Below are 25505 nucleotides of genomic sequence, written 5' to 3'. Positions count from 1 at the left end.
AACTTTTTGGGTCCACTATACAAAGTCTCAGCTTTTTTGTTTGTGCGATTTCAGTTGTTGACGAGTGACTAGTCTGCACGCAAAGCTTCAGCAGCATCTTTTTTCGCCGCCATACGAGCAGGAATGTGACCGCCAAGTACAGTTAATACAGTCGAAATGATCAATAAGATGACTGCATGTCGTGGATCTAATTGCGCTACATTTTTCAAGTCTGTCAGATTTTCGATAATCGTATTAATTGGGAATGTTAAGGCATAGGCTACGGCAACACCCAATAGGCCCGATAGAACACCTAGAATTAATGTTTCAGAGTCAAACACACGGGTAATATCTTTCTTACGTGCACCTAAGGCTTTCAAAACACCAATTTCTTTGGTACGTTCAAGGACTGAAGTATAGGTAATAATCCCAATCATAATCATTGATGTCACGAGTGAAATACCTGCAAATGCAACAAGCACATAAGTTGTGGCATCCATCAAACCACCTGTTAACTCAGTCATGGTACTTGCTAAATCGGTATAAAGAATTTTATCTTCTTCAGCTTTATCCTCGTTATAGGCATCTAAGTAATCCAATACTTGATCTTTCGTTTCAAAATCTTTTGGATAAATCATGATAGAAGTCGGCATTGCGTCTGCACCTAAACTTGTTAAGGCTGTTGCTTTAGCTTCCTCATCTAGGGTTTGACCGGTAATCACTGATAGGTCACTATCTTTTTGCGCTTGAACAATGGCAGAATCTTGGCTATCAGCAATTACTTCTTGCGTTAATGCGTTCGAATAGTTGATACCTTGATTTAAGATAGCCATCGTTGCATCTTCTTTTGGACGAATTACAGCAGCTATACGTAAGGTTTGATTCGAGTCATTGTCATAAACTACAGCTATATCTTGATTTGGCACAAAATTACCTGTAGGCAATTCTTGATAGTAGGCATCATTACTTACTAGGCTAATTTCAGTGCCGATAATGTCGTCAAAATTGATGGCTTCCCCATCTTCATAACTAAAACCTAAGTTGTTTAAGGCATTGATATTGACGTTATTAAATTTATCTACAACAAGCACAAGGTCTGTTGTTTCACTTGGCAAGTCACCAGCTAGTACATCATAATTTTCGCTCAAGAAGGCATTGTCATCACCCTCTGGAGATTCTGGGAAGGTAGAAGCACCCGTTCCCATTTCAGTTGCATAGAAGCTTTGAATATCTCCGGTTGCAGAATCTTGTTCATAATTAGAGAAGACAACTGATTGCACTTCTCCATCTACTTCACGTAGCATATTCATTTGAGCTGCATAGGTATAATTCAGGGCTGCAATAAGTGATGGATCGATATCTTGAACATAATCTACATATTCTTGCGTAAGGTTATTTTCATGTTGATTGGCCGTAGCTTCATCTTCACTAGCAATGACAGTATCTGTAGATGGATAAGCTGTTTGTTCTTCATTTGAAATCGTGATTGCGGTCGAATTATTCGCTACACTAGCCACAGTAATTGGATATTGCGCACTCGTTTCAGCCTGAGTTGCATCAATTTGTTTTTGGAACCCATTTGATAAAGATAAAACGACAGCAATTGATATAATCCCAATGCTTGAGGCAAATGACGTAATAAATGTACGCCCTTTTTTCGTCATAATATTTTTAAACGAAAGATTCAAGGCAGTTAGATAAGACATACCAGTGCGTTTCATATCTAATTTAGCGTCACCATCTGTATTATCATAAGGATTTGAATCATCTAATACTTCCCCATCCTTAAACTTGATAATACGATTTGCATATTGATATGCCAAGTCTGCATCATGGGTAACCATAATAACCAATTTTTCTTGCGCTAGCTCTTGAATCAATTCCATAATTTGTAGCCCAGTTTCTGAATCTAAGGCTCCAGTCGGTTCATCACATAACAACACATCCGGATCATTAGCTAAGGCACGTGCTATAGCCACACGTTGTAATTGTCCACCAGATAATTGGTTAGGTTGTTTGTTCATATGGTCTTTTAAACCAACTCGGGTTAAAGCTTCTTCTGCTTTCGCATGTTTTTCAGCCTTGCTAACACCTGATAAGGTCATTCCTAACTCAACGTTGGAAATCACATCCAGATGACCAATAATATTATATGATTGGAAAACAAAGCCAATTGAATTATTACGGTAGGCATCCCAATCAATATCCTTAAAGTTTTTGGTAGATTGACCATTGATAATCATATCCCCTGAATCATATTGATCAAGGCCACCAATCACATTTAATAAGGTCGTTTTCCCAGAACCAGAAGGCCCTAGTATCGCCACAAATTCCTGTTTTCTAAATGACAACGATACATCATTTAAGGCGTGCGTTGTTGTGCCACCCACAACATATGTTTTCTTTAAATTTTTTAATGCTAACATTTTGTTTATCTCCTTAGTCGTCAGTTAACTCATACTGACAGATGACGAAATGATTTATCAAAAAAACCTAGTTTGATTGTATCTTATTTATACAATCTAAACTAGGTTTTCGATTTCTTAAGCTTCTTCAATCGGTAAATCTTCAGCTAAAAATTGATCCCAAGCAACAGCTTGTTCTGTTTGCACGGTTACAATCCATTTTTCTTTTTCATCTAAGGCATTTAGAATTTCAGGTTCGTCAACTAATGCATCATGACGTTCAACAACTTTCCCTGAAATCGGTGCTACCATATCCGTTACTGCTTTAGAACCTTCTACTGAGAAAAAAGGTTGATCTGCTACAAGCTCGTCTTCATTTAAAAAGGTAAAGTAAGAAACTTCTCCTACCGCATCAGACCCATACGCAGATAAACCAATACGAACTTGACCATCATTTAATTCTTCAAGATAAATGCCATCTTCTGTATATACTTTGTTCATTGATAAGACTCCTTTATTTACATTACTTGAGCTTATTATACTACTAAACTAGTTTATTGAATAATTTTCTAGGTACTAATTTATTTACCCAACGAACAGCTTTTACAACTGGGTTCTTCGCCAAGTCTTCTTCTTCAACTTCTTCATTATACCGTATCGACAATACAAGACCGATACTCAACATTGAAGTTACTAAAGCTGTACCCCCTGCAGAAATTAAAGGTAATGGGATACCAGTTAATGGTAATAGTCCAATTGACATCCCAATATTTTCAAGAATGTGGAAACTAAACATCATAACCACACCTGACACCATCGATGCATAGAAAGCATCATGTGCACTGAAGGCAATTGAAATCATTTGGAAAATTAAAATAAAGTAAACTAGCACCACGAAACTTGAGCCAATAAAACCAAAATTCTCACCAATGGTAGCAAAAATCATATCGGATTCTCGAACAGGTACGTGTACTTGGAAGACACCTAAACCCTTACCTAGAATTTGACCAGAACCGATAGCTTTCAAACTTTGAGCTAACTGATATGAATCAGTAGCTGAATTACCAAATGGATCCAACCAAGAATCGATACGTGCAAATTGATAATCTTGGAAACCAAGAGAATACAATAGCTCACGTTCATATACTACTAGCACAATTAAAATAAGTGCAATTAAGACGAATGTAAATAATGCAGGTAGAATAATATACCATGTAATCCCGGAAACAAAGATAACCCCGATAAACATCATCAAGAATACAATCGTTGTACCCAAGTCATTTTGGGCAATAATCAAGGCTAACGGTGGCAAAGTCCATAAAGTTAATTTGATTAAGAATTTCAAATCAAATTGGATACGCTCACGTGCTGGCATTTCTTCAATATTGCGTTTTCTCGCCTCATCATTGTAGCCATGTACAAGGTAGGCCATCATAATAATATAAGCAACTTTCATTAGTTCTGATGGTTGTACGGATAAGGGACCAATCGTGATCCAAGATCGCGCCCCATTCGTAATCGCTAAATCTCGGTCATAGAATATCAAAACCAATACCAAAAGAAGTAAACCTAAACCATAAGCAACTGGTGCAAATTGATATAAGGTATCTCTATCCAATTGCATCACAACCGCAGCCAATACGGTACCTATTGCAAACCATGCAATTTGCATAATTGTCGCGGAATAAGATCCAGAATCATATTGTAAATATGTAGTGGAGAAAATGGTCACGACACTAACCATAGCTAATAACATGACACAGATAACGATAGTAGGATCAACTCTTCTCGTTGTTTTCTTTTTTAAGCGTCGACTTGTCGAACGTTTTTCCAAATTAATGCGCCCCTTTAATCTATATTTTCATTTGCTCTAGCGGGGTTTACCGTTAAAGTTATATCTGCAGCTTGGCGTTTTAATTTGCCTAGCACAATGTTTTGTTCATCCATAATTGGGAAGTGGTCTGATGTACTCGTATGATAATTAGGGCTTGTATCTAAAAATTCTTCAACATGTTTTAATCGATAGACCAAGTGATTAATTAAGGCACCTGCAATAATGACAATTGAGGTCAACCATAGATAAATCATCAAAACGATGAATACACCGATTGTCCCATTTGATACTGAGGAACCACCAAAGTTCGATACATAAAAACTAAATCCACCTGATAACACAGCACTTAATAAGGTAGCAGCTATTGCACCTGGTACCGAATATTTTATCGGATAATTATGTTGTGGAATAAATTGGTAGATAAAAGTAAATACAATGATTAACACAACAATGAGAATTGGCCATTTAACACTAGAGAAAATAGCAAATAATTCCATTGGCAATTGGATAAATTGATTCACTGTTTCTAGTAAAGTCTGACCAAACACGAAAATCACACTTAGTGCCACAGCCACAATCACTAATACAAATGCAATTGCAAAAGAAATCAACCTAGAAACAATAAAATTGGGTTTATCCGTTACACCATAGGTCCTATTCAAAATATTTTGCATGGTCCCAAAAGCAGTGGAACCTGACCATAAAATTAATAGAAAGGAAACAGACAAAGCACCAGTCGTATCTGATCCTAAATAGGATTGCAGTGTTGGAATAATGACCGGTTCCACTTGATCAGGTAGCAATGTTTCAAGTAGAGAAACGACCGATTCTGGATCAAATGGTAACATCGGAATGATATTTGCAATCATCATTAACACTGGAAAAAGTGATAATAGGAAATAATACGACATCTCTGCAGCGCTGCCGGCAATATTCGCTTGATTCACAGATGCCATGGTCATTGGAATAATTTTATCTTTAAAGTTTCCCTTCACATTTACCACCTCATTCTTTACTTTAATACTACTCAATTTAAGGCTAAATAACAAGTTTTCATCCGTTAAAATCAAGTCTTATCAATGAATAGAAAAGACTGATAGATACTAGAAAAAATCAGACATACTATTGCCCAATATTTCTAGATCATCAGTCTTAAAATTGATTGCATGATACAGCTAAAATTATTCTGCTAGACTTCCAGCGTTCTCCCAATTACCAGTAGCCATGTCCATAGACATTAAAATACCTGAATACGCATCATAACGATACACTGTAATCAAATTCGCATGCCCTTGTCCATCTGGTGATTGACGATACACATCGATTTGCGCCAAATCTTCATTAATTAAAGTTGGCATAAAGAAATACTCATCTGATTGGAAAGCATTTTCTGAATCAGTAGCAATTAATGGTGCTGCTTCAGCTAAAATTTCGCGTGCACGCGTGTTATCATATGCGCCTGCACTTGCTTGACCGTCATCGGCAACTTGACCCTCAACTTCACTAGAAGGTACCGCCTGAGATGGTGCTACTTCAGTTACTGGTTGTGCAGCTACGATAGAAGACTCAATTTCTTCAGCTGAAAGTTCAGGTGCATCTGCAGCTTCACTCGCAACAGAATCAGAAGATGACACATCACCCTCAACACTTGAATCACTTTCAACACTCTCGTCATCTGCAGTTTCAGATGCTACCGCACCATCTGTTGAACTTGTACTCGCATCATCACTATCGCTAGATGCATCTACAACATTTAAACTAGCACTAGAAGATGAAGATTCAACCACTTCTTCTGAAGAACTAGACGCTGGGCTATCTGCATACATACCTACAGAAGAATTCACCGAATCACAAGCTGCAAGTGATAAGGCTAAAATAGAAACACCAATAAATGAATATACCTTTTTCATACGCTACCTCCCAATATTCTTATAACCATTTTATCATAGTTAAGTGAAAATTCATGCTTATTTATACCTTCTTTACAAAAGGTTAACTTTTAAAAAATCAGTTCCAAAAAGCAAATATACATTTTTTTGTATAGAACTCTCGGCAAACTCAATTTTAAAATAAAAACAGGCTCAAATCAATGATAAATGTCAGTGATTTGAGCCTGTTTGTTTAGTGTTGAGAGTGGGATTCGAACCCACGACCTACGGTTTAGAAGACCGTTGCTCTATCCAGCTGAGCTATCCCAACATTCGTTGTCTTCCGTGGAATGACAACTACTAAATTCTACACTATCTATCAGACTTTTGTCAATAGAAGGCAGGCTAATTTTCAGGTAATTGTATGTATTTTGGTTTAAAAACCCGAATTTGATACATTTGCGTATCTTCATCAAAGTACATTTCATCAAAATAAATACGGTCTTGTAAGCTCAACCACTGCCCTATTTTACCTGGATCTATCGTTAACTCTACGCGTTCATATTGTTCTTTCAGACCTTCAATAATTGCTTCTTGCAAGTCTTCAATAGAATCTTTTGAACGTGCTGAAATTTGTACATTTGGCTTATTGAAGCTTAATTTTTCACGATCTTCTACAGAAATTAAGTCCATCTTGTTATAAACAAACAGATGCGGCACATCAAGCATGTCTAAATCTTTTAAAGTTTTCAAAACAACAGCTTCTTGTTCACGCGCATAAGGAGAAGATGCATCAATAACGATTAACATCAAATCTACTTGTCGACTTTCTTCCAAAGTTGAATGGAAGGCATTAATGATTTTAGGCGGTAAATCCTGTATAAAACCAACAGTATCCGTAATCGACATTTTGAAATGATTATTCAAAGAGAATACACGTGTTAATGGCGTTAACGTTGCGAAAAGTAAATTTTCTTCAAATGTACCCGCATCAGTTAAGGCATTCGTAATTGTAGATTTACCAGCATTGGTATAACCGATTAAGCCAAGTTGGAATACATCGCCTTTTTCACGATTCTCTCGTGTACGGCTTTGGTGTTTTTCTACTTCTTTCAACTCACCTTTAATTCGTTGAATTTCAGCACGAAGCACACGTCTATCCTGTTCGATTTTTGTTTCACCAGGACCACGCGTACCAATTCCCCCACCTAATTTAGACAAGCCAATGTAATTACCAGCTAGTCTAGGTAATAGATATTCATTTTGTGCTAAAGCTACTTGTAATTTCCCTTCTTTAGAAGTTGCACGCATAGCGAAAATATCCAAAATTAATTGAATACGGTCAATGATTGGAAAATCAATAGCTTCTTGTAAATTATTATTTTGTGATGGGGTTAATTGTTGATAGAAAATAATCAAATCAGCTTCATTGGCTTCTGCGTGCATAGCCAATTCTTCTACTTTACCCTTACCAATTAAGGTTCTGGAATCAAAACGTTCACGTTTTTGGGTTAACACGCCAACCACTTCCCCACCTGCTGTCGTCACTAATTCTTTTAGTTCTTCAACTTGCATAGTTAACTGACGGTCACTCACTGTTTGGGTTTGTACTGCTACTAAAAATACTTTTTGCATATTTACTCCTCTGACTGTTTGCCTAGGAAGGATCATATCACTTATTTAGCGAGAAAATCATTTACCAAGGTTAAAACAGTATCTAGCCTTTCAGGATATTCTACTAGATTAAACCAGTGAACACCATCCAGACGATTACGAATCCAGGTCAATTGCCGTTTAGCATAATGACGTGAATCTTTTTTTAACTCTTCTAAAGACGCTTCAAGCGTCGCTTCATTTCTAAAATATGGGAATAATTCTTTATATCCAATGGCTTTCATGGACTGTTGGTCGGGATCTAAGTTTTGCGCTAACAGCCATTGTGTTTCCTCTAATAAGCCTTCCTTTACCATCATATCTACGCGTTGGTTAATACGTTTATATAAAAGTTGCCGGTCGGTATCTAAGGCAATTAACAACAAATCATAGGGTGATACATGATCTTCATGCGTTTCTGCTTGATCAGAAAATAATCTGTCTGAAAAAGTTCCAACTTCCAAGGCACGAATCACACGACGTAAATTATTTGGGTGAATGGCTTCAGCAGCTTTAGGGTCTAAAGCTTGTAGTTTAGCGTAAACTGCATCATTTCCCTCTTTGGCTGCCAAGTCTGTCATTTCTTGACGAAAGGCCGGATTCTCAATTTCTTTCCCACCCAGCGACAAATCATAAATAAATGATTCAAGGTATAAGCCAGTACCACCTACTAAAATAGGTACTTTACCACGTCCAATGATATCTGTCATAGCTGCTTCTGCATCAGCTTTAAAACGGGCTACAGAATATCCTTCACCCACATCTACATAATTAATCAAATGATGCACAGCTTGGTCTTGCTCAGCCAAACTTGGCGTTGCCGTACCAACATTCAATGATTGGTAGATTTGCATGGAATCTCCATTAATAATTTCGCCATTGAATTCATTTGCTATTTTTATACTGAGCGCTGTTTTCCCTACACCAGTTGGTCCGCCAATAACGATTAATTTGGCTTTCATTCAAACGCTCCTATCTTATCCTTTATTTCTTAATGATTCTTTGAAATCACGATCTTCTTCAATCTGTTCTGCAGCTGCTTGTCGTGCTACATCAGTTATATTTGAACCCGTCAGCATACGTGCTACTTCATCAATTCGTTCGTCCTCTTTAAGTAGGCTAACTTTTGTGAAAGTACGGTCAGCATTTTCTTGTTTGGAAATAAATAGTTGATGGTCCGCCATAGAGGCAACTTGAGGTAGATGGGTAATACATAAAACTTGTGCTTTCAATGCAATTTCAAACATCTTCGTTGCGATAGCTTGCGCTACACGTCCTGATACCCCAGTATCCACCTCATCAAAGATAATTGCCGTAACGCCTGAAGCGTTTTGGAAAATTGTCTTCATCGCCAACATCAAACGTGATAATTCACCACCAGATGCTACTTTTACTAGAGGTTTAAAAGGTTCGCCAAGGTTGGTAGCAATCATAAAGGCCACATCATCAATACCATATGCCCCAAGCTCATCTAACTCTAGGATATCCACTCTGAAACGGGCTTTCTCCATGTATAAGGCCTTCATTTGCCCTTCAATGGCATCAACTAAATCACCTTTCACGTCGCGACGTACCTTAGATAATTCTTTCGCCAATTTCAGTGCGTTTGCTTTTTTAGCGGCCAAATTATCTTTTAATTTTTGTTGGTTAGATTCACGATTTTCAATCTGTTTCAGTTCTTCTTGGGCATTGGTCATATACAACAGAATGTCTTCTGAGTCTTCCCCATACTTGCGCTGCAAATTCTTGTAAACAGCCAAACGTTCTATAATTTCATCCAAACGGTTTGGATCATAATGTAATTGATCAACTTGGTCTGAAATACTAGATGCTAAATCTTGCAAGGCATAATAAGTACCCGTAATTTGTTCATAGAAATCAGCATAGTTTTGATCAAAATCACGAATAGTTTCCAATTCGCCCACGGCTTGCCCAATCAAATCAATCACATTGAAATCAGCATTAGAAAGTAAATTATTTGTTTGACCCAATGCATCTGCGATTTTTTGGAAATTTTGTAATTGATCACGCTCAATAATGAAATTATCTACTTCGCCTACAACCACATTCGCAGCTGTTATTTCATTAATTTGAAATTTCAACAGGTCCATGCGTTGAGCAGCTTCTTGTTCATTTAAGTTTTGACTTTCTAATAAAGATTTAGCTTCCTTATATTCTTGATAAGCCTCTTGATATGCTTGTAATTTTGGCCCAATTTCTTGTTTGGCAAAATGGTCTAGCAAATGAATATGATTACTTGTATGCATTAATGATTGGTGCTCATTTTGTCCATGGATATCTACGATATAGGTCCCTAGTGTTTTTAACATTGAAACAGTCATTGAGACACCATTGACTTTGATCGTATTTTTACCATTCATATCTAATTGGCGCACAATCATTAACTGTGCATCATCGAACGGAATATTATTGTCCGCTAACATAGCACGGCCTTCAGCAGAAAGGTCAGGCATAAAGAAGATACCACGTAAGTCAAACTTGTCAGTGCCATAACGGATAAAATCAGTTGAACCGCGACCACCGACTAATAAGCCTACTGCATCGATAATGATTGATTTACCTGCCCCGGTTTCTCCGGTTAACACGGTCATTCCAGAATCAAAATCGATTGTTAAATCTTCGATAATCGCAAAATTTTTAATAGTAAGATGCTGTAGCATTTACAATCCTCCCTACTGAATGACATTTGTCCCAAAAAATTAATGGAACATTGTATGTGCCTCTTCAATTACGGCATCAATATCAATATCTGCCCCAATTTGGCCTGGTTCACCTGCTGTGTTCGATAACAACATCAGGAATTCGATATTCCCAGTACCACCAGTAATTGGTGAAAAAGTGAGGCCAACTACATCATAACCAAGACCAATCGCGGTATTTAGTGTATGTGTGATGACGTCTTTATGTACTTTTTTATCACGCACAATACCTTTTTTCCCAACTTTATCTTTACCAGCTTCGAACTGTGGTTTCACTAATGCGACCACTTGCCCATCTGTTTTTAAGATGCTTCGTAATGGTGGCAAAATTAAATCCAATGAGATAAAGGATACGTCAATTGTAGCGATATCAGGTTGGCCTTTGGTGAAGTCTTCTGGTTTAGAGTAACGGAAATTTGTTTGTTCCATTACTACAACACGATCATCTGAACGTAATTTCCAGTCTAATTGATTGGTACCTACATCAAGGGCGTAAGACATGGCTGCACCATTTTGTAAGGCAACATCAGTAAAACCACCTGTAGATGAGCCGATATCTAATACACTTTTTTCGTTAAAATCAATTGCAAATGATTCCATGGCTTTCACTAATTTAAGCCCACCGCGAGAAACGTAAGGTAAATCTTCACCTTTTAGTGTAAGTACAGTAGTCACTGGTAGTTTTTCCCCCGGTTTATCTACTCGCTCTGCTTTATCAGTGAATATTTGGCCTGCCATGATATAGCGCTTAGCTTTTTCTCTTGAGTCTGTCAAACCTTGACGGACTACTAAAATATCTGCGCGGTCTTTTTCCATTTTATATTACCTTACTTTCATTAAATCTTTAGGAATGTCAGGAAACCAGCCAATAACTGATCATCAAAGCTTTCATCAATATCTTTTATCTGTTGCAACAAGGTACGACATTTAGTCGTATTGGCAAATAATGCCTCTATCGCACCATTAGTACCTAAAATACTAGGATAAGTATTCTTCGTTAATGCTGCATCAGAATGTTGGAATTTCCCACGGTCATCATCCGACCACATAACTTCTTGCAAATCATTTTGTACTTGATAGGCAATCCCATATGTCCAAGCAAATTCATCTAATAATGCTTTGATTTCTGCTGAAGGATTGGCAATTTGATACCCTGCATAGATTGCATAATGCAGTAATTCACCTGTTTTATTTTTGTGAATCTCTTTCATTTCTAGCAAATCAATTTCTTTGCCTTCCGCTTGTACATCACCAATTTGACCTGCTATCATTCCTTTGCTACCGGCTGCATCTGCTAATTTATTGATTAAATCTAATTTCACTTCTGCATTAGTGATAAGGCTATCTTTTCCGATTAAAGCAAACGAATCTGTTAGCAATGCGTCACCAGCTAGTATAGCCGTTGCTTCATCAAAGGCTTTATGATTGGTTAATTTACCTCTACGATAGTCGTCATTATCCATTGCTGGTAGATCATCATGAATAAGGGAATATGTATGAATGTATTCCAAAGCTATTGCAGTCATAAATCCTTGCGTTATATTTTGACCTAGTGCTTTCAGTGTTGCTAATAATAACATTGGTCGGATGCGTTTCCCACCCGTATTTAAAGAGTAAGCCATTGATTCTTGAAGAATAGATGGTGTTTGTGCTTTATTTTGCGCTAGCACATCATCTATTTTTTCTTGAAGGATTGGCAATGTTTCTTCGATAAATTGACTTGTTTCCATTACTTGTCACCTTTATCTGCAGGTGTTTCAAAATTTTCTAATTGATCTGATTCAGTCATCAATTTAGTCATTGTTTCTTCAGCGTTTTCTAGTGTTTGACTACAGAATTTACTTAATTCCATACCATCTTGAAAAGCTTGCATAGAAGCTTCTAATTTAATATCGCCACTTTGTAATTGATTTACGATAGCTTCTAACTGTGCTAAGGCTTCTTCAAATGTTAATTTTGATGTATCTATGGCCATCTGTAATTCTCCTTTATTTCTTGATAATTTGCTTCTTATCGATACCAGTAATTTGAGCTGATACTTTACCATCAGCAAATTGAACCGATAATTGGTCTCCAATATCAACTTGCGCAATTGAATCCACGGGTACTTGTTTATTCGTCACATAGGCAAAACCTTTACTCATCCGTTTGAGCGGAGAAAGTAAATCAAGTTGAGCCATTAAATTGTTCACTTTATACTCATGCTTGGTTAATTGATTCACTTGACCTTGCTTCAATTGATTCGTAATGTATTCAACTTGTGTTTTATAACGTTGAATACTTACTTGAGGACTAACTTGATTTAACTTGGTATCTGCTTGGTTAAATCTTTGTTTTCTCCCTTGCAAAAGATTGCTTTCCGCTTGAACAAGTCTTGTCACCAAGTTTTTCAATTTTAACTGATGACCTTCATATAAGCGTAAAGGTTGTTGGAAAACATAAGCATTTTTTTGCTCCAATAATCGTTGATTCAAATATTGAATGCGATTAGCTTGCGCACGGTATAATTTCGCTTGTAATTCTTGAATACGTACCAATTCTTCTGTTAAAACGGGTGTCGCGATTTCTGCTGCGGCTGTTGGTGTTGCCGCGCGCTGGTCACTGACAAAATCCACTAACGTCGTATCTGTTTCATGACCCACGGATGAAATAACAGGAATAGTCATATTGCTGACTGCACGTACCACTTTTTCCTCGTTAAATGGCCATAAATCTTCAATAGATCCACCACCACGTCCAACTATAACTGTATCATACTGACCATTCGCTTCAATACGACGCAAATTGTTCACGATGTCATCAGCAGCATATTGACCTTGTACCACTGTTGGATAAAGCGTTAATTGAACAATAGGAAAACGACGCTTCACTGTTGTAATAATATCACGAATCACAGCACCTGATGGCGAAGTTACAATCGCAATATTTTTAGGATATCGCGGTATCGGCTTATGCTCAAAATGGAATAAGCCTTCAGCTGTTAAGGCTTGTTTCAATTGTTCATACTTTTGATACAAAGCACCCACGCCGTCTGGTTCTAAATGATCGATATATAGTTGATAATTTCCTGATTTATTAAAAACACCAATTCGACCTACTGCTAATACTTTCATACCATCTTCTAGATCAAATTTAAGCTGATTAAAGGCCCCTGAAAACATCACACTGGATAATACAGCCCCATCATCTTTTAACGAGAAATATTGGTGTTTAGGACGTTTTCTGAAATTGGATACTTCACCAGTCACATACACTTGATGAAGATATGGGTCTTTCTCAAATTTTGTTGCAATATACTGTGTTAATTGACTAATCGTTAAATATTGCTTATCGGGCAAAATCATTCACTTCCTCAAGTTTGTCAATCATTTGCTTAAATACCATTAATTTTGTAACAGGACCCACACCACCTGGAACAGGCGTGATTGCATGTGTTTTTGGTGCTACACTCGCATAGTCTACGTCACCATGTACTTTACCGTTTTCGTCATAAGTTGTCCCAATATCAATGACAGTTGCACCAGGACTAACCATATCTGCTGTAATATAGTTTGGTATGCCGACAGCGACACAGATAATATCAGCTGATCTGGTTAATTCTGCTAAATTTTGGGTTTGGCTATGTGCAAGTGTCACAGTAGCACCTTTTTGTAACATCAATTCAGCAAGAGGTTTACCTACAATTGTTGAACGACCTACCATTACTGCACGCTTACCTTTAAAAATTGTGTTTACTTCTTCCATAAGGCTCATAGCTGATAACGGTGTATTTGGAATACGTGATGGGTGATGAGAAAGTAAATTACCTAAATGAATAGGGTGAATCGCATCTAAATCTTTATTCATATCGATAGCCATCGCAACTGTCCGGTAATCGATTTGTTTAGGCAATGGTAATTCAATCATGATGCCTTGAACACTATCATCTTGATTATATTTTTCAAGTTCAGCAACAAATTCCTCTGTGCTTGTATTCGTTGGTAAAATGACCAACTCATTTTCAATACCAATTTTATCAGCAAATTTTTGCTTCACTTTTGCATATGCTGCACTTGCTGCATCGTCACCACATAATAAAATAACAGCTTTTGGTTGCACACCATTTTTTATTAATTCAGCCACGCGTTGTTTTAAGAGTGCGGTTTGAACTTTTACATACTCTTTAGATCTAATTTCAATCATTTTTTCACCCCATCATTTTGTCTTAAACACAGTATATCGAATGTTATTCAATAATAAAAGGGACTGAGCACCATACTCAGTCCCTCTCTACTCAAAAGTATTTATGCTTCTGGTAAATCCTCTTGTAAATCTTCGACATTTTCAACTAATTCTTCAAAAGCATCAGTTTCTAGCTCAACTTGTTCAGTTGCTGCATCACTTGCTTTTTCCGCTTTTGTTTCATTCACATCATTTAAAATGTTTGAAAGAACCCCGTTAATAAATTTACGTGCACGATCATCTGAGTAAAACTTCGCTAATTCAATAGCTTCATTCACGGCAACAACATTAGGTACATCCTTGTCGTCCGTAAATAAAATTTCAAACACAGCGACACGCAAAATTTGTAAGTTTATTAATTCTAAACGTTGAACAGACCAGTTTCCTTGAATATGTTTATCAATCATTTGGTCAATTTCAAAACGATTAGCCTTTACACCTTCAACTAAGACGCGTAAATAGTCGGGAACATCGATATCTTCTGCAAGAACTTCATCTTCATCTAAGATTCTATCGAAGTGATTTTTTGCAGAGAAGTTTTCAATATTTTCTTTTAACTTAGTTGCATAATTCTCAAATTCGACAAATTCTTCTTCAGTTAGTTCTTCAAAATTAACCTTTTGACCCAATTTATCATGGTTATGAATAATATGGTTGAAGGCTTTTTCTAAAGATAACTGTGGATTGAACTCTTGCTCGTAAGATATTAATACAGCGAGTTCTCTTATTTGTGATGGCCCTAAATTCATACTTGTTCCCCTTAATGCTAAAATTATTTGCTTGTTTTTTCCATATACAAGCTAGTTACGTGCACATTTACAACATCAATCGTAATATCCGTCATAAATTTAACTTGGTCAATGACTTGAGTTTGAATGGCTTGGGCAACAGCGATAACACCAACACCAAAATTTAATTCTACAGACATATCTAAGACCATTTGATCAAGTTCATTTTGATGTAAAATGACACCTGCATCACGGTGAAAAATATTTTGAATCGTTTTTGTTGCACGTCGAATTGAACGCACACCTTTGATTTGTAAAGCTGCTGTTGCAGCGATATTTTCAATTACTTGTGGTGCAATCTCAATCGCACCTGTTGCTGGCATATTATTGTGCTTGTAAGCTTCAATTGTATCCGCCATAGTCATTCACTCCTTAACCCAAATTATGCACGTGACATGTATTCTCCACCGTCAGTGTTAACAACTAGTTTGTCACCTGCATTGATGAAGAATGGTACGTTAACTACAAGACCAGTTTCCATAGTTGCTGGTTTAGTACCACCTGAAGCAGTATCACCTTTGATACCAGGCTCAGTTTCAGTTACTACTAATTCAACAGTTTTTGGTAATTCAACACCAATAACTTCAGCACCAAAAGTGATGACTTTAACCATCATGTTTTCAAGCATGAATTTCAATTCATCTTCGATTTGTGCTTCTTGAATTTCTAATTGTTCATATGTTTCAGTATCCATGAATACGTGAGTTTGACCGTCTGCATATAAGTATTGCATTTCACGGTTTTCAATATGAGCAGTTTCTACTTTTTCACCTGCACGCCAAGTTTTTTCTAATAAAGCACCAGTACGTAAGTTTTTTAATTTTGAACGAACGAATGCTGAACCTTTACCAGGTTTTACATGTTGGAATTCTACTACACGGAATAAGTTACCGTTGTCTTGAATAGTTAAACCATTTTTAAAATCATTTGTTGTAATCATTTGTACATCTCCTAAAAAAATTTAATCATATCGAATTATACCATACTAAAATGCATCCTTGCTTAAAAAGTAGGATGCATTACGCGTTTTTTCTACTAAACTACGATTAAGTGACGTGGTGCGTGTGTTAACACGATGTTACCATCGTTAGTAAGGATCATATCATCCTCAATACGAACGCCACCAATTCCTTCTATATAAATACCAGGTTCATTGGTAATTACCGTATTAGGACGTAGAATTTGTTTGTTATGCATGCTTGCGTTTGGTCCTTCATGAATATCAAGTCCAATTGAATGACCTAATGAATGACCAAAGTCATCGCCATAGCCTTGGCTTGCAATGAAGTCACGGGCAATTTTGTCCATTTCTTCACCAGTAATACCAGCTCTAGCTTGTTCGTTTACTAATTGATTTGCTTGATAAACGATATCATAGATTTCTTTCATCTTCGCTGATGGTTCACCTACTGCAATTGTACGTGTAATATCAGACACATAACCTTTGTAGTAGCAACCGTAATCCATAGTAACGATGTCACCATCTTCAATTAATTTTTCAGAAGCCACACCATGAGGCATTGCTGAACGATAACCTGACGCAACAATTGTTTCAAACGAAACGCCTGAAGCACCTTGGCTACGCATGAAGAAATCCAATTCATTCGCCACTTGAATTTCAGACATGCCAACTTTGATATATCCAAGAATATGATCAAATGCTGCATCAGCAATTTCACAAGCGCGTTGAATAATCGCAATTTCTTCTTCATCTTTAATTTGACGTAATGCTTCAATCATCCCAGAAGCTGGAATTAATTTTGCAGAAACGATATCTTCTAACTCGTCAAATTTAGCAACGGTCATAAATTCTTCTTCATAACCTAATTGAACAATATTTTCTTCGGTTACGACTGATTGTACAAATCTTAATGGACTTGTATGTGCTGCAGAACCACCTGCAATAATCACTTCATACCCGATACATTGTGCTTTAGCTTGCTCACGATATCTAAAATCCGTAATAAAGTATGCATGATTACTTGTAATCAAGGCTGTACCACTTGTACCAGTGAATCCACTGATATATCTTAAATTAAAAGGATCAGTGACATAGTATGCATTAATACCTTCAGCTGCCATGCTCTCTTGCAAAGCACTTATTCTCTTTTCCAAACTTTTCACCTCAAATTGACTAAAATAACTTTCTTATATAAGAAACTCTTCTATAGCCCAATTATTATAGCACAGATACGCTTTTAAGTGAACTTGACCTGATTTTTGCTTGAATTTACTGCATTTTTACTTGCTTTAATCAGGCCACTATGTCCTTTTTTACTTTTTCAATTTGTAAAATCATATGTATAAGTTTGATTATTTTCGAAATGAATTACTTGGCATGAAAATTCTTCACCATTCCATAATACATTCACTTCACCTTGATCAAAAGCAACCAACCAAGATTCTTCGATTGCCTCAGCAGTAGATGATATGGAACTGGCAGATGATTCAGTACTTGATGTAGACGTTTCAGATGAAGCACCACTTGATGAAGAACTAGCAGTTGACTCACTTACTGATGTAGACGTTTCAGATGAAGCACCACTTGATGAAGAACTAGCAGTTGACTCACTTACTGATGTAGACGTTTCAGATGAAGCACCACTTGATGAAGAACTAGCAGTTGACTCACTTACTGATGTAGACGTTTCAGATGAAGCCCCACTTGATGCCGTCCCATCGCTGTTTGTATCATTTTCTATAGTTAACTTAATTTTTTCCATTGCAAGTCTTGCCATGGTTTGACTTTCATAGGCTAAAGCAATTTCCTTATTAATTTTTACTTGGCTTTCATACATGCTTAAATTCGACAAAAATAAAGCTGTCAGCAAAGTCATATACAAAAGTGTCGTAAACAAGATAAAACCTTTTTTATTCATATCATACCCTCGGTTTCAGAGGAAAAATAAATTGATAGGATTTCCCAGTTTGTAAAGTTATGGTGATTTTAAAAATATTATCTCCTACTTTTTCTACACCAAAACTTTTAGCATCTCGTATTCTAGGCACATAACCATCATTTGGCTTTTCGATAATCCACGGCACCCCACTGCTATCACGATAATATTGGTATAAATTTAAGGTGCCATCCGGCCGTCTAAATTGAATAGTAATAATGGAACTTTTATAAAAACTTGCTTCTTGATTTTTCTCTAAAGCTTCTAGTATAAACATATCTACATCATCATAAGCCATGATTTCAAATTGATAGAAGAGATTCAATTGGCTATTTATGGCGACCATAAAGATTAGCTGGATAAAAAGATAGAAAAATAAACCATAAATAGCTTCTAACAAGGTAAAGCCCCTTTTACTCCAAGGTTTCCTTTGAGATGTTAAAAATTTGAATTTGCTTAAATTGTCCATCTCTCATATCCTCCACTTTACCAGTTTGAAAATCCACCAAAATGCCAGTATGCAGGGAAATCCCATGTTGTCTCGCATTAACTTCTTGAAACATTTCTCTCGTTTGCGCTAGTTTTGCTTCACTATATCTAAGTTGCTGTATTTCTTGCGTTTGGTTACCTAGAAGCAACAGAACCATAGACATAAATAATGTAAAAGCAACAAGCGCTTCCCCAAATAAATATCCGCCTTTGCTTGAAAGTATTAGACTAATATACTTATCTATTCTCTTCTTCAATTTTGTAGCTCCCCCCTCCAACAAACTGAAATACTATGAAATACTTTCTAGTTGGTGTCTCGAAATATATGGTTTGTGGATCAACAGACTTACCAGATTGATTCAGGGTTAAAGACCTGTAGACAGGAAATCTAGCTTCTGTTGGGAAAGTGTAGGTGTCTTCAGGTTTTGCAGGCGTTGAAGCTGATAACTTGAATTTCACAGTATTTTTTGAAAACTCCATTATCACTGTTCCCTCAGACAAGATTCGTTTTTTATATTCATATTCATAACGTTGCATCACATTATGCAGCATTACTTTCGATTCATAATTCACCCGAGCTTGGTGGGCGTATGGTATCGCCAGTATTAATGATAATGAGATCAACATCAGTACAAAAACCATCTCAAGGAGAGTAAAAGCTTTATTCAACTGTTTCTTCATGTGCCCCTCCTTGAGAATTTTACTAAATGTATAGTATGAACGGATTATTCAGTAGTGGTTCCTGCAGCTGCTTTACTACTACTAGCAGCCTCATATGCATCAACTTGTTCTCCTTCGAGGTATCCATCACTTTCCAATTCTTCAAGAGTAGCCGAAGATTTATTTTTTGCTAACTTATACAGCTCCATCTGCGTCTCCACATTTTTAATTAAAGCTTCATCAGTAGTTTTCTTAGCACTATCAGCCTGGGTTGACATATTGGGGATAACAATTAATAACAGTGCCGCTACAATAATAAGAACCAGGACCATTTCTATAAGCGTAAAAGCTTTCTTATTATTCATACTTTGCAATTTCTTTTTCAATTTTTTCACGAACATGATTTCCTCCTAAATGCTTTCAAGCATGGTTAACATAGGTAGCATGAGTATCAAATAAACAACTACTACCGAAATAGCAACTGTTAAAAACAAAACGGACTGCGTAATTTTTATCTTTTGATCAATATCAGCATAAAGTCTTTTCAAGGTTCGTTGACTATATAAACGCGTTTTTACAGCTAGTTGATTTAAGAGTTCTCCTTGCATAACGACTGCAGAAAACTCATTTGTAAATACATTTATTTGCTTCAAACTGTCTGAAAATTCCCTGCCATGTAAATATTGTGTTTCTAAATAAACACCAAATGCGTGCAAGAATGGCACTTCATTTTGTTGTTTTAATGAAGTAATAATCTGCTTCACTGAGTAGCCTAGTTTAAAAAGTTGGCTAAACTCATATGCAAAAAACTGGGTGTAATACAAACGGAACAAGGAGCCAATAATCGGTAATTTCACATAAACTTGTGCCTGTTTAAGTGGATCTGTTTGTTTTTGCCACCAATAAAAAGCCATGCTTAAAACAAATATTATCCCTAAAACTACACTCGCTATTATCGGCAAATGTTCTAGAAAGAATATGAGACTTGCTAGAAGTTGGGATGACCCATTTTGCATAAAAACTGCTAGTTGTGGTAAGAGAAACACCCTTAAACCAAACATCAAAACCACCATCAAAAGCATTAGCATTATTGGGTAAATCATTACAGAACGCAACCGTCGCATATGGATATCTTGTTCTTGGATATACTTTGCAATTTCTTCTAGACCATATCCAAATTGTCCGAATGACTCAGCTACCTTAATCTGATATACAATATTTCCCTTAATCTTCATAAAACCAACGAGCTCGTAAAAATGATGACCATTTTCAAAACCCAATGCCATTTTTTCAAAATCTTTCGCTTGTTTTGGGAAAATAATAATCAAAAAACGACAAATATCGATTAACTGAAAACCTTCTTGTAGCATTTCAGCAATATATAACAGAACAGCTGCTTGCAATGATGGTTTCCACGATGTTGTAATTTCAGTCGTGAGTAACTGTTTCCACTTGATATTCCTCCATGGTTGCTTTACTGATAAGTCCATAATCCATTGCCTCCTTTAGTAAGGCATTTAATGATTTAAAATTAGCTGGCATATCCTGTTTTAATATGAATCGGCTTAAATCTTCACCGTGTAATAGCTCAAATAATGCCAATCTGTCTGTGACCTCGTCATTACTTTCATTATGAATAGGAACCAACCGTTGCGCTGTAACTAATAGTAAGGTCTGCAATAGTTGCTCATTGGTAATCCCTAATTCTTTCAAACGCCCAATGACTCCAAAGGTATTTTTGGCATGTACAGTGGCAAGCACTAAATGACCTGTCAATGCCGCTCGAATAACCATTCGCGCTGTTTGTTCACTTCGAATTTCCCCAATTAAAATAATATCTGGATGATGCCGTAAACTGGCACTTAGCAAGCGGTCATAGGTAATATCCGCTTTTTCATTCACCTCAGTTTGTAAAAATTTAGGTTCTTTTATTTCAATGGGTTCTTCTATAGTAATAATCTGACTAGTCCTCTGTTCATAAGCACTTCTCAGTAGCTGATAAATGGTCGTAGTTTTACCGGATGAAACTGGACCCGAAAATATCATTAAGCCACTTTTCCTACGCATATATGAATTCAACACCTGGTAGGCCGCCTCATTCATTATCGATGGCACAATCTCTTTTAACTCTGACGAATGAAAAACACGTATCACTAAAGATTCATGCATCAAATAATTTGAGATAGAAGACAAACGTAGTTCAATCTTTTGATCATCAATGTCGTAAACAATGGCCCCATCCTGAGGCATCCGGCGTTCACCTACATCCATATCCGCAAGATACTTCAGATAACGTATCATCTGACCACCAGTTTCAAAATCAATGGTTTTCTCTAATTTCAATTGATAGCCATCTCTAAGAAAAACATAATATGATGCGCCATTTGGCAAAATATGAATATCGTCACTTCGCTTTACAATAGCCAATTGAATTATGGTATCAATTATTTCTTTCACACCACCACCTCCATTTATTCATTTCCGGTCATTTAATTTATACGTATAAATGATAAGAAAACGCTATTATGTTTCAATTTATTTTTTTAAAACATGCAAAAAAAAGCTGAACTGAAAATTCTAACGATTTTTGCATATTATGACATTGATTTGGTTTGGGAAATTTCGCTAAATGCTATACTTTAAGTTAGGCCGCAAAATTTTGGCACTAAAAAAAGGGAGGGAACTGCAATGGATGAAATTGTTAATCGTTTATACCAAATAGAAGTTTCAGCGATAGAGGCTGAAGACACGGTTCAAGATCGCAAATTAGCATTAAAAAAAGAATTTGACGATAAGAAACATGCACTTTTAGAAGCAACTGAAACTGACTATACGGCTAAAATCGAAGCACAAAAAGAAGCTTTTAGTAAAGAAGATTATGAAACTACAAAGGATCTTTCTGCTAAATTTTCCCGTAAGATGCAGCGAATTCAAGATATTCTTGACAATGAACATGAGGCTTACGTACAACGCTTCATGGAAAAAGTAACGAAGCTTGGAGTAGATGAAATTGAATAATTATACTGCAATAGATACGAAAATCCATGCAATGCGGAAGAATTTATTAACGACTCAAAAAATTGATGCGTTAACTGATATTCATACTTTGCCTGAATTGGTAAATTTGATCATCGAAAATCCTTCCTATAAACAAGCATATGAAGTACTCCATACAGATGTTACTTCTCGTGAAGAAATTGAATTAATGTTAAATTATGGGAATTTCTTTGAATTTTTAAAACTGTACAAATTTGCATCGATTGACCAACGTGCATTTCTAAAACGATATGGCATGTTTTTCGAATCTTGGTTCATTAAACACACTTTGAGAACTGTAGTGAACTTTGGTGAAACGAAGGTAATCATGAGTCCTGCAACCCATTATCTTGATGATAAACGTGGATTCCGGACAAGTGATTTAATCATGGCAACAGATGTTAAATCTGTAGTTAACAGTCTTTCAGACACAGTTTACGGCCCTTTCTTTCAACAATATAATGATCTATTTAAACAAAATGATTATAATCGCTACGCTTTTGAAATTGCGTTTGACCAATATGTCATTCAATCAATTTGGAAAGCCGGCAAGAAATATTTAGATGGTGAAGCGTTAAATGGTTTTAAAAAAATATTTGGGGCACGTTTTGATATTTTAAATATCTTTACAATCTATCGTCTAAAATTCTTATATCAACTAAGCGATAACGATGTAACAAGTGCCTTAGTAGATGCGAAAAGTCGCTTAACAGATGAATACATTGATCGTCTGTTACAAGCACCAGATATTCGAAATTTGGAAAATGTTGTTGCTGAACTAGGATACGGTGAAATTTTTGAACATCTTTCTACTGATCAATCGCTACAACGTTATGAAGAAGAATTCTTAACGGCATTACAACATCACTTTGCAATCCGCGCACCAAAATCCATGTTTTCTATTTTTAACTATTTAGAAGATAGTCGTCATGCCTTGGTTGCACTAGAAGAATTAACTGAAAAAATTGCATATAAAAATATCTCACCAATAGAAAGGAGTTTTAATCAATGATAACTGAAATGCGCTTAGTCAATATCACTGGTCCTCGCGACGATATTGACCGGATGGCAGATCAATATTTGACACGCTATCCTATCCATTTAGAGAACGCGTTGAAAGAGTTGTCAGAGATTCGAACACTTCGTCCCTATACAAGTCCAAACCCTTATGAACCTTGGGAAGAACGAATTGATAACTTATTAGATTACACAAATGTAGAACATGGTAAAGACATCCATTTGGATAAACCATTTACTTTTGAAAATGCTCAAACACTTGTCAAAGATGTTGAAAGCAGTTTAGAAAAAGAACGTCAAGAAATTGCAAAGGTAGAAGCAGAATATGCAGATGCATCTGATAAATTCCAAAAATTCTTACCTTTCCAATCTATTGACTTTACGATTGATAAAATTTACCAAATGCAACATATTAAATTCCGTTTTGGTCGTTTCACTCGTGAAAATTACCGTAAATTCGAAAAATATGTAAAAACAATGGTACCTGCTATCTTCGTGAAGAGTGAAGAAACTGAAAAATATGTATACGGGGTATACTTTACCCCCGTTGAAGCACGACAACGTGTAGATGCTTTATTCTTCTCACTTGCATGGGAACGTATTTACCTACCTGAAGAAACTGGTAGTTTTAGAGAAATCACAGCTAAATATCAACAATTGGTTGAAGAAACTGAAAGTAAACTAATTACATTAAAACGTAAAATGCGTGCATTAGTGACACCAGTTGCGCCTGACTTATTAGCTGCGAAAAGTCGTTTACTAGATCTTTCTCAAGCATTCGGTGTCCGTAAATTTGCTGCGATTACGCGTGAAGAATTTGCACAAAAAGAAACACGTTACTTATTAATCGGATGGATGGCTGAAACGGATGCACAAAGTCTTCGTAACGATGTAAAAGATGATCCAGACGTCACAATGTATATCGAGGATAAAGATGACAATCAACATTTGAATCCTCCTACAAAAATGAAAAACAACTTCCTTATCCGCCCTTTTGAATTATTAACCAAAATGTACGGGGTTCCTAATTACCGTGAAATAGATCCAACTACAATCGTAGGTATTTCATATTCATTACTTTTTGGTGCAATGTTTGGGGATGTAGGACAAGGATTACTACTATTCCTTATCGGTATGGTCGGTTTCTTCAATAAGAAACTTCGTCCAATCGGTATGTTGGCCCCTATTGGTGTCAGCTCAACGATATTCGGTTTTCTATACGGTTCAATTTTTGGTTTTGAAGACGTCATTCCAGCCCTATGGTTACACCCAATGACACATATGACAGATGTACCATTCTTTGGTAGTTTGAATACTGTCTTTATCGTAGCTGTATCCTTTGGGATGTTCCTCATTCTTGCAACTATGGTGATGAATATCGTTCAACGTTTTAACGCTGGCGAAAAATGGGAAGCTATATTTGACAAGAATGGTATTGCCGGTTTTATTTTCTATTTCGTATTAGTGTTTATGTTAGTGCTTTATATGTCTGGTAACACAATTCCAGCAATTGGTTTATTACTATTCATCTTAGCTATTTCATTAATCACTATTGCTTTCAAAGAAGAAATTGTCGCAAAACTTGAACACCACACTGAAGAACATGGAGATAACGTGGTTATCAAAGGGTTATCAATTTTCTTCGAAACATTTGAAACACTATTAACATATTTCTCAAACTCAATTTCATTCGTCCGTGTAGGTGCTTTCGCTATCTCCCACGGTGCTATGATGAGTGTTGTACTGATGTTTGCTGGTGCTGAAAACGGTGGAAACATCAACTGGTTAGTAATTGTATTAGGTAACTTGTTTATCACTGGTTTTGAAGGTTTAGTTGTTGCCATTCAAGTTTTACGTCTTGAATTCTACGAAATTTTCAGTCACTTCTATCGTGGTGACGGTATTGAATTTAAAAATATTTGGATTAAAGATTAAGGG

Annotated in this window: 27 protein-coding genes and 1 tRNA gene; 3 read left to right on the top strand and 25 right to left on the bottom strand. The window is 36.4% G+C overall.

Annotation, left to right across the window (positions count from 1 at the left end):
• Window positions 1-68 precede the first annotated feature (68 nt).
• From EF384_RS06215 to comGA, 25 genes are all read right to left on the bottom strand, one after another.
• Window positions 69-2405: an ABC transporter ATP-binding protein/permease gene (locus EF384_RS06215; RefSeq protein ID WP_123780326.1), complete on the bottom strand. Its 2337-nt coding sequence runs from the start codon at window positions 2403-2405 to the stop codon at window positions 69-71.
• A gap of 117 nt (window positions 2406-2522) precedes the next feature.
• Window positions 2523-2885 carry a glycine cleavage system H family protein gene (locus EF384_RS06210; RefSeq protein WP_123780324.1) on the bottom strand — a complete coding sequence of 121 codons (363 nt, stop codon included), beginning with the start codon at window positions 2883-2885 and terminating at the stop codon, window positions 2523-2525.
• A 43-nt stretch (window positions 2886-2928) separates the two neighbouring features.
• On the bottom strand, window positions 2929-4218 hold the full coding sequence (locus EF384_RS06205) for an FtsW/RodA/SpoVE family cell cycle protein (RefSeq protein WP_233570055.1): 1290 nt from the start codon (window positions 4216-4218) through the stop codon (window positions 2929-2931).
• A 14-nt stretch (window positions 4219-4232) separates the two neighbouring features.
• Window positions 4233-5213, bottom strand: a complete 981-nt coding sequence (locus tag EF384_RS06200) for a YihY/virulence factor BrkB family protein (RefSeq protein ID WP_123780322.1) — start codon at window positions 5211-5213, stop codon at window positions 4233-4235.
• 186 nt (window positions 5214-5399) lie between these two features.
• Entirely contained in the window at window positions 5400-6128 is a 729-nt protein-coding gene (locus EF384_RS06195) for a hypothetical protein (protein WP_123780320.1), read from the bottom strand.
• 215 nt (window positions 6129-6343) lie between these two features.
• Window positions 6344-6417, bottom strand: a tRNA-Arg gene (locus EF384_RS06190).
• A gap of 74 nt (window positions 6418-6491) precedes the next feature.
• On the bottom strand, window positions 6492-7721 hold the full coding sequence (hflX, locus tag EF384_RS06185) for a GTPase HflX (protein ID WP_123780318.1): 1230 nt from the start codon (window positions 7719-7721) through the stop codon (window positions 6492-6494).
• Window positions 7722-7762: 41 nt separating this feature from the next.
• Complete coding sequence (gene miaA / locus EF384_RS06180; protein WP_123780316.1) at window positions 7763-8701, bottom strand: tRNA (adenosine(37)-N6)-dimethylallyltransferase MiaA; 939 nt, start codon at window positions 8699-8701, stop codon at window positions 7763-7765.
• Window positions 8702-8716: 15 nt separating this feature from the next.
• On the bottom strand, window positions 8717-10420 hold the full coding sequence (gene recN / locus EF384_RS06175) for a DNA repair protein RecN (protein WP_123780314.1): 1704 nt from the start codon (window positions 10418-10420) through the stop codon (window positions 8717-8719).
• Window positions 10421-10459: 39 nt separating this feature from the next.
• Window positions 10460-11275, bottom strand: a complete 816-nt coding sequence (locus tag EF384_RS06170) for a TlyA family RNA methyltransferase (protein WP_123780312.1) — start codon at window positions 11273-11275, stop codon at window positions 10460-10462.
• A gap of 20 nt (window positions 11276-11295) precedes the next feature.
• On the bottom strand, window positions 11296-12189 hold the full coding sequence (locus EF384_RS06165) for a polyprenyl synthetase family protein (RefSeq protein ID WP_123780310.1): 894 nt from the start codon (window positions 12187-12189) through the stop codon (window positions 11296-11298).
• Entirely contained in the window at window positions 12189-12434 is a 246-nt protein-coding gene (locus tag EF384_RS06160) for an exodeoxyribonuclease VII small subunit (protein ID WP_123780308.1), read from the bottom strand. Before EF384_RS06160 ends, EF384_RS06165 begins: the two co-directional genes overlap by 1 nt.
• A gap of 13 nt (window positions 12435-12447) precedes the next feature.
• Entirely contained in the window at window positions 12448-13803 is a 1356-nt protein-coding gene (gene xseA, locus EF384_RS06155; protein WP_199729729.1) for an exodeoxyribonuclease VII large subunit, read from the bottom strand.
• Window positions 13787-14641: a bifunctional 5,10-methylenetetrahydrofolate dehydrogenase/5,10-methenyltetrahydrofolate cyclohydrolase gene (locus EF384_RS06150; protein WP_123780306.1), complete on the bottom strand. Its 855-nt coding sequence runs from the start codon at window positions 14639-14641 to the stop codon at window positions 13787-13789. The genes xseA and EF384_RS06150 overlap by 17 nt, the downstream gene beginning before the upstream one ends.
• A gap of 101 nt (window positions 14642-14742) precedes the next feature.
• Window positions 14743-15429, bottom strand: coding sequence for a transcription antitermination factor NusB (gene nusB, locus EF384_RS06145; protein WP_123780305.1), 687 nt, complete (start codon window positions 15427-15429; stop codon window positions 14743-14745).
• Window positions 15430-15452: 23 nt separating this feature from the next.
• On the bottom strand, window positions 15453-15827 hold the full coding sequence (locus EF384_RS06140; RefSeq protein WP_123780303.1) for an Asp23/Gls24 family envelope stress response protein: 375 nt from the start codon (window positions 15825-15827) through the stop codon (window positions 15453-15455).
• 23 nt (window positions 15828-15850) lie between these two features.
• Entirely contained in the window at window positions 15851-16408 is a 558-nt protein-coding gene (efp, locus tag EF384_RS06135) for an elongation factor P (RefSeq protein ID WP_123780301.1), read from the bottom strand.
• A 95-nt stretch (window positions 16409-16503) separates the two neighbouring features.
• Window positions 16504-17592 carry a M24 family metallopeptidase gene (locus EF384_RS06130; protein ID WP_123780299.1) on the bottom strand — a complete coding sequence of 363 codons (1089 nt, stop codon included), beginning with the start codon at window positions 17590-17592 and terminating at the stop codon, window positions 16504-16506.
• A gap of 158 nt (window positions 17593-17750) precedes the next feature.
• Window positions 17751-18347: a hypothetical protein gene (locus tag EF384_RS06125; protein WP_123780297.1), complete on the bottom strand. Its 597-nt coding sequence runs from the start codon at window positions 18345-18347 to the stop codon at window positions 17751-17753.
• A gap of 1 nt (window position 18348) precedes the next feature.
• Window positions 18349-18765, bottom strand: a complete 417-nt coding sequence (locus EF384_RS06120) for a hypothetical protein (RefSeq protein ID WP_123780295.1) — start codon at window positions 18763-18765, stop codon at window positions 18349-18351.
• Window positions 18766-18778: 13 nt separating this feature from the next.
• Entirely contained in the window at window positions 18779-19111 is a 333-nt protein-coding gene (locus EF384_RS06115) for a hypothetical protein (protein ID WP_123780293.1), read from the bottom strand.
• The gene (locus EF384_RS06110; RefSeq protein ID WP_123780291.1) at window positions 19092-19535 is read right to left on the bottom strand and encodes a prepilin-type cleavage/methylation domain-containing protein; all 444 of its coding nucleotides are present in this window, start codon (window positions 19533-19535) and stop codon (window positions 19092-19094) included. Before EF384_RS06110 ends, EF384_RS06115 begins: the two co-directional genes overlap by 20 nt.
• A 44-nt stretch (window positions 19536-19579) precedes the next feature.
• Entirely contained in the window at window positions 19580-19909 is a 330-nt protein-coding gene (gene comGC / locus EF384_RS06105) for a competence type IV pilus major pilin ComGC (RefSeq protein ID WP_233570054.1), read from the bottom strand.
• A 15-nt stretch (window positions 19910-19924) separates the two neighbouring features.
• Window positions 19925-21004 (bottom strand): competence type IV pilus assembly protein ComGB, encoded by a 1080-nt coding sequence (gene comGB, locus EF384_RS06100; protein ID WP_123780289.1) that lies wholly within the window; start codon window positions 21002-21004, stop codon window positions 19925-19927.
• On the bottom strand, window positions 20943-21971 hold the full coding sequence (comGA, locus tag EF384_RS06095) for a competence type IV pilus ATPase ComGA (RefSeq protein ID WP_123780287.1): 1029 nt from the start codon (window positions 21969-21971) through the stop codon (window positions 20943-20945). Before comGA ends, comGB begins: the two co-directional genes overlap by 62 nt.
• A 231-nt stretch (window positions 21972-22202) precedes the next feature.
• On the opposite strand from comGA, the gene EF384_RS06090 reads away from it, so the two are divergent.
• From EF384_RS06090 to EF384_RS06080, 3 genes are read left to right on the top strand one after another with little or no spacing between them, the layout of a single operon-like run.
• Window positions 22203-22532 (top strand): hypothetical protein, encoded by a 330-nt coding sequence (locus tag EF384_RS06090; protein ID WP_123780285.1) that lies wholly within the window; start codon window positions 22203-22205, stop codon window positions 22530-22532.
• Entirely contained in the window at window positions 22519-23562 is a 1044-nt protein-coding gene (locus EF384_RS06085) for a V0D/AC39 family V-type ATPase subunit (RefSeq protein WP_123780283.1), read from the top strand. The genes EF384_RS06090 and EF384_RS06085 overlap by 14 nt, the downstream gene beginning before the upstream one ends.
• The gene (locus EF384_RS06080) at window positions 23559-25502 is read left to right on the top strand and encodes a V-type ATP synthase subunit I (protein ID WP_123780281.1); all 1944 of its coding nucleotides are present in this window, start codon (window positions 23559-23561) and stop codon (window positions 25500-25502) included. The genes EF384_RS06085 and EF384_RS06080 overlap by 4 nt, the downstream gene beginning before the upstream one ends.
• The last annotated feature ends 3 nt before the right edge of the window (window positions 25503-25505 follow it).

Source organism: Aerococcus agrisoli (assembly GCF_003797145.1).
GTDB lineage: Bacteria > Bacillota > Bacilli > Lactobacillales > Aerococcaceae > Aerococcus > Aerococcus agrisoli.
Note: the sequence above shows the minus strand (reverse complement) of the source record. Positions and strands in the feature narration are given on the sequence as shown.